Here is an 11290-nt window from a genome sequence, read left to right on the forward strand (position 1 = left end):
TATGAATGAGTTTTATATTTACCTACTGAAATCATCAGCTGCTTTAGCTTTGTTCTATGGGGTTTATCATTTCTTTTTACAAGATGAAAAATTCTATAAGGGAATCAGACTTTACTTAGCCTCATCTCTACTAATGGCTTTCTTTTTACCTCTAATCAAGATGAATTTTGAAGTCACTGAAGCTGCCAATAGCTCAAACATTGTTTTGCTTCTTAACGCCATCAATCTAACTGCTAAAGGAAGTCATACAAACGCCTTATTAGAGAACATCTCATTAACTCAATTCACTGTTGGCTTCTACACCTTTATTTGTCTCATCCTATTCCTAAAATCTATTATTCGAATAAGCCAAACTCAGAGGATTATCAGAAATAACCCTAAAGACGAATATGAAGGACAAAAATTAATAAAAGTCGATAAGGACACTCCAAACTTTTCTTTCCTGGGGAAAATTGTAATTAGTGATAAAGATTATAATACAGAATCATTTAGAAATATTATAGCACACGAAAAAGTACATGTAGAACAAAAGCATTGGATCGATCTGCTTTTGGTGGAATTAACAACAATTTTATTGTGGTTTAATCCTTTTGCATGGCTGTTTGAGCGTGCCATAAAACAAACGCATGAATTGTTGGCTGATGAAGGAGTTATTGCGCAAGGCTGTAACATTGGACAATATCAAGCGAGTATTTTAAACCAAATAATGGGAGTTGAAGTGATGGGCCTGGCCAATAACTTTAATTGCTCTATTACTAAAAAACGAATGATAATGATGACGAAAACCAATACACCAAAACACAGAATATTTAAGCTTCTGTTAGTAATACCTGCAATTGCAATTGCTTTAACACTGAATTTGAAGTGTACATCCGAAACTCAGGTTCCAATGGAAGAAGAACTTATTACAATCACAAAAACAGATCAAGCTCTAACAAAATCTGAAACTGACAATGAAGAGATATTTTTTGTCATTGTTGACGAAATGCCTCAATTCCCTGGGGGGGAAAAAGCTCTACTAACTTGGGTAAATCAGAATGTCGAATATCCAAAAATTGCTCAGGAAAATGGTATCGAAGGAAAAGTCTACATCTATTTTGTGGTTAATAAAAATGGTGTTGTTGGTCGTGTAAAATTAGCTAGAGGTGCTTCTCCCTCTCTAGATGCGGAGGCTATAAGAGTAATCAGCAAAATGCCAAAATGGAAACCTGGCAAGCAAAGAGGTCAACCTGTAAGTGTAGAATATACTATACCAATCAATTTTGCTCTGAAATAGATATCAGCGATAGTGTCGTATCTCTCAATTTGTGTAGATGAGACCACAGGGTTCTAGGGATGCCAACTTGCATTGCAGGTGAGGCCACCAGGTTCCGGGGATACCAACTTGTATTGCAGGTGAGGCCGCAGGGTTCCGGGGATGACAACCTGTATTGCAGGTGAGGCCGCCAGGTTCCGGGGATACCAACTTGTATTGCAGGTGAGGCCACCAGGTTCCGGGGATTACAGATATCTATTAATTACTGAAGATAACGATCACAACAACATATCATCCTATACTTAGAGCTCTCAGAGAATTAATCTGAGAGCCCTTTTTATTATTTATTCTTTCTAGCCTTTTCCATAATCACATCCTGCACAGGTCGTTTTTCAATTTTTGAATCTAACCAGGAGATTAAATCCAAATAGAGGAAAGCACGCTTTTCGAATGGATCATTTACCCACTGCATTAAATCGTGTCGCGATTTAATAAACTCTTTTTTCAACTGATCAGGGCTGATCCCACTTAATCGTCGGATAAAACGAAGAATATATTTTTGCACTTCTTGCAAATCCTCCATCTTAACCAAAAAGCGATAAGTCGATCTGATTTGATAATCCAAATGATCGGTATGTTCTAATTCATAGTGACTAATCAGGTTCAGAATGCGAGCAAAACAATGAATATCAGTTCTGAGTGAAGTATCCTTCTCCTCAATAATTCTATTCAGGTATTTAATTGCCTCTCTGTATTCACCACATCCAAAGTAAAGGCAGGCTATTTTATAGTAAAAGACTAAATTTCGATGCTTATCTAAACTGTATTTATTGGCTTCGATAAAAGCTTCAATTTTTGGAACAATCGAAGTGCCAGCCCTGAATTGCCCCTCCATAAAATACCGATTAATTTGGTGTATAAAGGAAAACTGCTGTTGCAAAATACAAAGGTTAGAATTCGCCTTCACCTGTTCGGCATCTTCAAGATTCTTCAGAATTTTCAGATTTTTCTTAAACTTACTTAGATGATTGGTATAGAATAAGGCAACCAAAACATTATTCAATGCCTTAAGGTACAAATCACACTGGCTCGTAATCATATCAGGATTCATCTGAAATAAATCGACCCATTTTTGTGCGTACTTATAGCACATCAGAAAATCTTGAATAATCAGGTAATACCAAACGTAGGATTGATAGAGGTACAGCCTTTCGTAAAAGCTCAATTTTGTCATATCAACCGATCGGATATTGGCATTAAAGAACTCTCTAACCATCAAAAGATCCTTATCGTTTCGGGCATACCCTACCTTAAGGTATAGTGCATACAAGCGAATAGACATATTGGAGAAATAAATGGTTCCTCCCATCTCTAGGTTAAGTCCTTCAGATTCTGCAGTAATTTCATCAGCTCTGGTCTCCATACTTTTGGTGATATACTGAGACTCAATCAGCTTTTCAAATTCGACAATTTCCAATTGAAGTAGTTTCCGCTCATATTTCTCAGCTAAAACTTTACTCTTTTCCAACATTCGTAAACTTTGTTGGTACAAGCCTTTGTTGTATAATACTTTCGCATGATCAATCTGCTCACGAATACTTATAGTAATATCGTGGTTCACCTGAGTGAGTCGTAAACTCGTTAACAACTGCTTGTAAAGATGAGCTTTCAGATTGGGAAGTTGAGCCAGCTTGATATCCTTAGCTCGTTTCATAATGAGTTCTTCCTTATAAGTCTCCATCTTATCTATAGAGTCGAAAACCTGAATAAATTTACTCTCTTTTCCGCCACCTATTCGATTTGCGTAAAGTTTAAAATTCCTCTTTTCCGACTTAGTCATCGATTTTATAAGCTGAAATAAGGGTTCAATTTGATGCTTAGACATAGTAGTTTTTTTTCTGTATCTAACTAATAAACAAGTTATTTATCGCACAAACGAACTTTGAACTTCGGAAATAACTCACAAAAGTGATTTTCCAGAGCCTAAGCTATGTGCTACATTCATGTCGTTTTTCAAATCAACATAGTAAGCAACATAGGATATGCATTCAAATTTAATAAAATTCGGCAAACCTGTTTTAACTAATGAGATTGAATATGATTCAATCTGCACAAGTCAGAAACAATCTCTTCATAAAATGGTCTTAGATAAGCTATCAGTAATTCTGAATCAGGATATCAACAAAGGACTAACAATGGTTGAGCAATTAATTAGCAAAGAAGAAATGACTGTTTTTAGATCAGAGTTGGATGCAAAATTCTCATCAAAACAAGCAACGGAATATCAGTCTGTTAATTTTAATAAACGTCTTAAAACGCTTAGATCTTGTTTCGAAGGACTTCCAGCTGATAGTATTTTATAGAAAGAAAATATTTAAAATATCAATAAATCTACTTTTCAAGCTTATAGCTTTTAAAATAATAGCTAAAATTTAATGAGGCTATGAGAAGTTGAAAAGTCGGTTTAATGGTGCAGGGCAACTTAAACAGTTTTCCCACTGTTTGGGTCGTCTAATTATTAACCAAATCTGAAGAATACTAAGTCGTGAGGATAGTGAACAAATCGCTTCGTAGGGGCATATTAGATATAATTGTGAATCATCCCTTCTGTTAGAATTAGTAGTTTATTTCTGGAGTAAATCACTTTTCCGATCACTTAGATTCTTCGAGGTTTAAAACGTATTAAAAACCAATCTTCAAAAATAATCGTACCGAAAAAGGCGTGGTCTTTTCGTTGACACTCAATATCGTCTCCTGTCCTATTTTCACTTGCTCCGAGTCGAAATAATTAATATTTTCCCTATCAAAAACGTTTAGGAACATCAATCCAAACTCCGCTTTTACTTTTTTAGGTTTCATTTTATAGATAACAGAGGCATCTAATCGACTATAATTGGGTTCTGAGACAATCGTATTCTGAAGTTCGTTATAGGAAGGAAAGCCTGACCCCAAAATGTAATTAGCCGAACAATAAAAACGACCAACATTAACCAAACCTGCAAGTTTAAGTTCATGAGTTTGATCGTGAAGAGCTCTTTGGAAAGTTTGAACCCGACCATACTCAAACTTCTCCTCAGTTCTGCCCAATGTATAAGCGAACCAAAAGGCGTGTTTATTTATCGTCTTTTTCAAATACACATCTAGTCCATAGGTCTGGCTTTTACCAATTGTTATGCCCTCTACTGTTCTATTTTTGAAATAACGCGTGTGTCCTTTAGTATACTTGTGATAGGCTTCCAAGCTCATCGTAAAATCATCCTGATGATAGGAAGTGCCTAAAACAAAATGTTGCGAATTTAAAATTGGTATGGTCTTATTATCTGCTCCCACCCAAAAATTGCGACGATTACCTTCATCATCCCAAATAATACTGCGACTCATAAATTGCCTATAAATACCCCAAGCTGAATTTACCGATACTGACGGCGATATTTCATAACCCAGTGAAATTCTAGGATCAATATACAATCGTTTTATTAAGGTTGGATAACTTAAATTAGCACCTATTTTTGCACTTAGTTTCCCATTGAGTGAAATCTTATTCTGCAAAAATCCACTCAGCCTCCCCAAGTTTGAATCATAATTCATTGTACTCACATCAAGTGAATCTTCAGAATATTCGATTTTATTATATAAATATGTCATTCCAGTTTGCACTAGAATATTTTTTGATAGGTTGAAATCATGTCTCAATCCAGCTTTATATTCCAGAACCTTCGTGTTCCTATCATCTTTACGCCGAATTTCTGTTTCCTGATTTCTTATCCTATAAATCTGCACTAAATTAGTAAGGGATGAATTTAAACCTGAACTTGTAACAAAAAGCTCACTTCTACCTCCTTTTTTCCATTGCTTATTATACAAAGCTGAAGCACCAAATTGTTCTGTTTCTTCATCCTTACTCTTTTTGATCTGATTGTATCGTCCATCAGTAAAACCATAATCGTATTTATTGAAACCATGAAGTAAACTTACCTGAAATGCATCCCCTTTATCTCCAGAATAGGAATATTTCAGATTCATATCCCGAAATTGATAATTAGGTGTCAAAATTATATTTGATGCTTTCTGTGAATCATTTTGGGAATTAATACTAAGGGGTTCCAGCGACTTGTTTTCATACAAATTATAGTAAGTCTGGCGGTATGCAGCAATGAGTGACGACTTTTTACTCAAAGGCAATTCTAACGAAGCATTAGCAGTCACATTACTCAATACTAAATTAAATGCAGGCTTATTCTTATTTCCGTTTTTACCCGTAATATTTACAAAACCTCCAACTCCCCCGTCATAACGCGCGTCGTACCCACCCTTTTCAACATCGATATGTTTTGCCATTAAAGGATTAATATCTCCAATATCCTGATAAGAATTCTTTAGTCCCCAAAGTGTTATTTTATCAAATAAAACCTGAGTTTCTCCTTCATAAGATCCCCAAATAATCACTCGGTCAGATTGTTCATTTGAGGCTGCAATACCAGGCTGCATTCGCAACAGTTCGAACACAGAATTATCACCATTGCCTGGCAAAAAGTTCACTATTTTATGGTTTAGACTAATATGACCAGCTTCATTCCCAATCTTAATGAAATTTTGAACCATTCTGTCTGAAACCAAAATTTCAGGCAAGTCTGCCTTGGCGGGATGAAGATAGAGTTTATGAATATTGCTGGTATTTAGAACCGTATCCAGAATAAAATAGCCCAAGTGTGAAGCCTGAAGATGTAAATTTCCACCTTCTTCAGAAGTGAAAGAAAAACCACCACTCAAATCGCTAATTTGTGGTATATAATTTATAGACAAATGCGAATAAGGTAAACTTTCATTGGTTTCAAGATCGTATAGATTCCCTCTTAAGTAATACTTCTTTTTTCTCACATCAGCATAAATAAGAAAAACCCCATCTGAATATTGATAATCAAGTGAGGTGCTTTTTAATAAGAATCTAATCGCTTCTTCTACTTCAGGGAAAGTTTGGGATGTCGTAATGATGAATTTGGAGAGTAGCTCATCATTAAAAGAAAATTGCACATCATACCTATCTCTCAAATCAATGAGAACTTGATTTAAGCTTTGTTGTTTCGCGTCGACTCTAATTTCTTGAGAATATGAACTGAGTCTTATTGCGAAAACGAAGCAGAGTAGAATGATGATTTTTAATTTCACTTAGTTTGTTTTGAACCTACAATGTACTTTTTTGATGAAACTTTCGAATATTCTAATCCTAAAGGTAAACAAACCCAATTCAAGACTTCATCAACTGAATTGCTTTTTTTGAAGTTCCCAGTATAGGGAATTTTCGCTAAATCTTTTTTTACAATGCGAATATCATATTGCAACTCAATTTCCTCAAAAACTTGTTGAATTGGGGTAGCCGTAAAGAAAAATATATGATCGCGCCACATGGTCTTTTCTTTAACATTTATTCCTGTTTCCAATTCTATCTGACCATTTCTATTAATCGAAGCAAAATCCTTTGAATATAGAACAACCTCTTCCTTGGTCATATTCGAAAGAACCCTAACCTTTCCCGTAAAACAGGTTACTTTATAATTATTCTTTCGTGTATAGATATTAAAACTCGTACCTAAGATACTAGTGGAACCAGAACGAGATACAATATCGAAACGATTCCCTTTACTGATATTAAAAAATGCCTCGCCTTCAAATTTAACTTCACGAGAAAATCGCCACCAATAAGGATGGTAAGTCAAACTGGAGTTTGCATTAAGCTCTACTCTGCTATTATCAGGCAATAATACGGCCAAATGTTCCCCTTTAGGACAATATATGCTTTCAGTATAAAAACGCATAAAAGCAGCACATGCTACAACAAGCAACAAACTTGCAGCGAGCGAATACATCAACCAATGGCTTTTTATTTTCCTTACTGATTTTTGAATGTCTTCAATATCAGTAAACATCTCAGTCCAAATTTCATCCTTCGATTTTGAATAAGGCAATTCAATCTCTGGTAAGGCGTTTAAAAACTCCTCATCAGAATATTGATCCATATTTTTCAAGTCAAAACTCATTAGAATTTTATTGGTTGATTTAAAATAATTTCATTTTTCAATGCATTTCTCAAAAACTGAAGAGCATTCTTCATTCGTTTTTCCACTGCTTTTACTGATAGGTTCAATCGCTCTGCGATTTCTGAATATTTAAACCCTTCATCCCGGCTCATTAAAAAAACCACTCTTTGCTTTTCAGATAATTGAGTCAAGGCCAATTCATATTTATGATTCAATTCCTTGTACTGTAGAATATCTTCGGGAGATTCCGTTTCATCATATTGCTTTTCGTTAGCAATATAATTCTGTGCAACAACATCTCTTCTATATCTGGAAATAAATAGATCATTTGCCATCTTATAGAGTAAAGCCTTGCCTGGAGGCTCGTTAAAACTATCACGCTTTTCCCAAACCTTCATAAAACTCTCTTGTGCAATATCAGTCGACAATTCTGAATCTCCTGATCGGAAATACAAATAGTTTCGAATAGCATCGAAATAGGTGTTGAAAAGATATTTGAATTGTTCTTGGTTCAAAACAGTGTGTAAAATAGTTCGCTTAAAAATAAAATGTTTTTTAGATAAAGCACTGAAATATAGTCATTATCTATATATGGAATAGCAATCAGCAGGTATGCCAATCACTATTCCATTTTTTTATCCCAAACTTATTTCTTTCTTCCGTGTCTATGATTTCCAAGAGTAATCTCTTCGTCACCATCAGTAGTCGTTTTTATAGCCTTATCATCACACGTTCCATCTCCAAAATCAACTCTGGCAAACTCTTCACTATTCTGAGAATAAACAACGACACCACTTACGATAAATTTACACGTCCCTAATCGTAATAAGTAATCTGCAATCTCTTTCTTAAACTCATTATTTTCAGAGTCGACAAAAACATCCTGTCCTGTAATGTGGATTTTATCATCAGCTCTGTCATAACTTGTGTCTAATCCTTCTACCCATTCCTTCGTTTTATTTCCGACGCAAGAAACCTCTGTCTCATCTGCAAAAGTAAAGTTCAAATCATACTCATGATCAAACTTTCTTGACACACCACTTTCGCCAGAAAATACAACCTTTTTATAACCTGCTATTCCAATAGAATCCACTTTAAAATTTTGATAAGTAAATTCACGCATAGCCCCATCAGTTCTAGGAAGCGCTGAAACGACTATAGTCACAATACCACTTATCACTCTACCATTCCTTAAAGTAATACCATCACCATAATCAATAGTAATTGTTTTAGGGAAACCCTCATTATCACCTTCTTCAATGGTAACCACAGGTCCTAAATCATCTTGGTAACAGCGCCATCTTTTATATAGTTCTGCCAAATTTTGAAATCGATATCCATAACCTCCTGATTTTGTTGAACTCTCTTCTAAAGTAAACATATCACTTTCATAGTCGACTTCTGTCATAACATTAGCGATAGCTACTTCCGTATCAATAACTGAGGCAACATCTGTTATACTAATCTCATCTTCGCCAATAAATTTCACACTGTCATCCGATTTATCACATGATGCGAAGGCTATTCCTATTAAAAAAACAAATAATAACTTTTTCATGATTATAGATTTTTATGGGTTTAACTCATTTTATTTCGGAAAGAATGATTCATTATTCCTTCTTCTACATGTATACCGCATAAATCATCTTTCACCCTACCTTTAATATCAAAAAAACTTTTTTATAGATATCTGATAAGATCGTATGAAAGTAATTCCAGACGATTATCAGGTTTTTGAATGCCTTTATCAACAAGATTAATCTATTAAAAGAAAACAGCACTTTTTTGGGTTACTTTTCCCCATAATAGGGAATTAATTAGTTGACAGGAATTGTTACATGTTGATTAAAAAAGAACGATAAGTGAAAGAAAGGAAATTAAAAAAGGCTCAGATTTATTCAATTTTGGGTTTCAGCATTATTACAGTCGCCATTGGGGTTCAGTTTTATTCAAATAATAAAACTTATACATATTCATTACTAATTTTAGGATCAAGCATTTGTTTTTTTGCATTGATTAAAGCCATTAGAAATTTTAAGTAGAAACACATTCTGCCAGGATTAAAAACTTTATCTCAAATTCAATCCTGGCAAAAATATTTAAGTTAGATTATAGAAAATCAAGCACATCCGAAATCTCATTATTTATCCTATTTATTAAATAAATCAAAGACTTAGGATCTACAAAATCAAGAAAACTACTTCAAACAAGAAATTAGCTTTCATCTCATTAGTTATACTTCTTATTTAAAGGATCTTAATCATCTTGTCTAATCCAAGGAATTGAATATCTTTGTTGATTGGTTAAGAAGCTCCGTAAATGAAGTTGAATCAGTTGTAAAACGATTAGGAGTCTCAAGCATTATCTAATTTGATTTTTGAAGATGAAGAACATTCGTAATTTTTGCATAATAGCCCACATCGATCACGGGAAAAGTACACTTGCCGACCGTTTGTTACAGGTAACTGAAACAGTCAGCGAACGCCAACAGCAAGCCCAAGTACTTGATGATATGGATCTAGAGCGTGAACGTGGTATCACCATTAAGAGTCATGCCATTCAAATGGATTATAAAGAAAATGGTGAAGATTATGTATTAAACCTAATTGACACTCCTGGACACGTCGATTTCTCTTATGAAGTTTCAAGATCGATTGCAGCATGCGAGGGAGCCTTATTGATTGTTGACTCAACTCAAGGCATACAGGCACAAACCATATCAAATTTGTATTTGGCAATTGAACACGATTTGGAAATCATTCCTATCCTGAATAAAATTGACTTACCAAATGCAAATCCTGAAGATGTGAAAGATCAGATTGTTGATCTTTTGGGTTGCAAGAGAGAGGATATTTTATCAGCAAGTGGTAAAACAGGAGAAGGTGTTCCTGAAATATTGGAAGCCATTGTCGATAGAGTTCCAGCTCCAAGTGGCGACACGAAAGCTCCTTTACAAGCCTTAATCTTCGATTCTACCTACAATGCTTTTCGTGGCATTATCACCTACATCAGAATAATGAATGGTGAAATACGAAAAGGAGATATGGTTAAATTCTTAAATACCGATAAAGAATATTACGCAGATGAAGTTGGGGTTTTACGTCTGGAACGAGAACCTCGCCAAATACTGAGCACAGGAGACGTTGGTTATATCATATTAGGGATAAAAACGTCTACAGAAGTGAAAGTAGGTGAAACCATTACGACCAAGGAGAATCCTTGCGAAAAGGCTATTGAAGGATTCGAAGAGGTGAAACCTATGGTATTTGCTGGTGTTTATCCTATCGATAGTGAAGACTACGAAGACTTGCGTGCTTCAATGGAAAAATTAAAACTAAATGATGCTTCGCTTACTTTTGAGCCTGAATCATCGTTAGCTCTTGGTTTTGGTTTCCGCTGTGGATTTCTGGGTCTTTTACATATGGAAATTATTCAGGAGCGTTTGGATCGTGAATTCAACATGAATGTGATTACTACTGTTCCTAACGTGTCGTACATTGCTCATACAAAAAAGGGTGATACATTCGAAATGCATAATCCATCAGATATGCCTGATCCGAATTCGCTAGACTTTATAGAAGAACCCTTTATTCGAGCACAAATCATTACTAAATCAGAATTTGTTGGTTCACTAATGACCCTTTGCTTGAGCAAACGAGGCATGATGACCAATCAACAATACCTAACCAGTGATCGTGTTGAGTTAACTTACGAGATGCCATTGGGAGAGATTGTTTTCGATTTCTACGATAAACTGAAAAGTATCTCGAAGGGGTATGCGTCTTTTGACTATTTCCTAATTGGTGTAAAACCAGCCAAATTGGTGAAATTGGATATTCTTTTGAATGGTGAAGGCGTTGATGCTCTTTCTACTTTAATTCACTTCGACAATGCTCAATCATTCGGTCGAAGAATGTGTGAAAAATTAAAAGAACTCATCCCACGTCAACAGTTTGACATTGCGATTCAAGGTGCAATTGGTGCTAAAATCATTTCCAGA

The 11290-nt window shown here is 35.1% G+C and carries 8 protein-coding genes; 3 read left to right on the plus strand and 5 right to left on the minus strand.

The window, feature by feature from the left end:
- Position 1: 1 nt before the first annotated feature.
- Positions 2–1276, plus strand: coding sequence for a TonB family protein (locus tag ABY905_RS01155; RefSeq protein WP_372639576.1), 1275 nt, complete (start codon positions 2–4; stop codon positions 1274–1276).
- Positions 1277–1595: 319 nt separating this feature from the next.
- On the opposite strand, the gene ABY905_RS01160 is transcribed toward ABY905_RS01155, so the two are convergent.
- On the minus strand, positions 1596–3140 hold the full coding sequence (locus ABY905_RS01160; RefSeq protein ID WP_372639577.1) for a hypothetical protein: 1545 nt from the start codon (positions 3138–3140) through the stop codon (positions 1596–1598).
- Positions 3141–3297: 157 nt separating this feature from the next.
- Between ABY905_RS01160 and ABY905_RS01165 the strand changes: the two genes are divergently transcribed.
- The gene (locus ABY905_RS01165; RefSeq protein WP_372639578.1) at positions 3298–3618 is read left to right on the plus strand and encodes a hypothetical protein; all 321 of its coding nucleotides are present in this window, start codon (positions 3298–3300) and stop codon (positions 3616–3618) included.
- Positions 3619–3937: 319 nt separating this feature from the next.
- On the opposite strand, the gene ABY905_RS01170 is transcribed toward ABY905_RS01165, so the two are convergent.
- From ABY905_RS01170 to ABY905_RS01185, 4 genes are all read right to left on the minus strand, one after another.
- Complete coding sequence (locus ABY905_RS01170) at positions 3938–6421, minus strand: TonB-dependent receptor plug domain-containing protein (protein ID WP_372639579.1); 2484 nt, start codon at positions 6419–6421, stop codon at positions 3938–3940.
- The gene (locus ABY905_RS01175; RefSeq protein WP_372639580.1) at positions 6418–7290 is read right to left on the minus strand and encodes a FecR family protein; all 873 of its coding nucleotides are present in this window, start codon (positions 7288–7290) and stop codon (positions 6418–6420) included. The genes ABY905_RS01170 and ABY905_RS01175 overlap by 4 nt, the downstream gene beginning before the upstream one ends.
- Positions 7290–7805, minus strand: a complete 516-nt coding sequence (locus ABY905_RS01180) for an RNA polymerase sigma factor (protein WP_372639581.1) — start codon at positions 7803–7805, stop codon at positions 7290–7292. The genes ABY905_RS01175 and ABY905_RS01180 overlap by 1 nt, the downstream gene beginning before the upstream one ends.
- Before the next feature lie 131 nt (positions 7806–7936).
- Positions 7937–8848, minus strand: a complete 912-nt coding sequence (locus ABY905_RS01185; RefSeq protein ID WP_372639582.1) for a hypothetical protein — start codon at positions 8846–8848, stop codon at positions 7937–7939.
- A gap of 825 nt (positions 8849–9673) precedes the next feature.
- Here ABY905_RS01185 and lepA point away from each other — a divergent pair.
- On the plus strand, positions 9674–11290 hold a 1617-nt coding region (gene lepA, locus ABY905_RS01190), incomplete at its 3' end, for a translation elongation factor 4 (RefSeq protein WP_372639583.1).

The organism is Ancylomarina sp. (assembly GCF_041555295.1).
Taxonomy (GTDB): domain Bacteria; phylum Bacteroidota; class Bacteroidia; order Bacteroidales; family Marinifilaceae; genus Ancylomarina.

Excerpts from the sequence above, each read along its gene's own strand:
- ABY905_RS01160 (WP_372639577.1), bottom strand. The coding sequence starts at position 3,140 with ATGTCTAAGCATCAAATTGAACCCTTATTTCAGCTTATAAAATCGATG.
- ABY905_RS01155 (WP_372639576.1), top strand. The coding sequence starts at position 2 with ATGAATGAGTTTTATATTTACCTACTGAAATCATCAGCTGCTTTAGCT.
- ABY905_RS01185 (WP_372639582.1), bottom strand. The coding sequence starts at position 8,848 with ATGAAAAAGTTATTATTTGTTTTTTTAATAGGAATAGCCTTCGCATCA.
- ABY905_RS01165 (WP_372639578.1), top strand. The coding sequence starts at position 3,298 with ATGCATTCAAATTTAATAAAATTCGGCAAACCTGTTTTAACTAATGAG.
- ABY905_RS01175 (WP_372639580.1), bottom strand. The coding sequence starts at position 7,290 with ATGAGTTTTGACTTGAAAAATATGGATCAATATTCTGATGAGGAGTTT.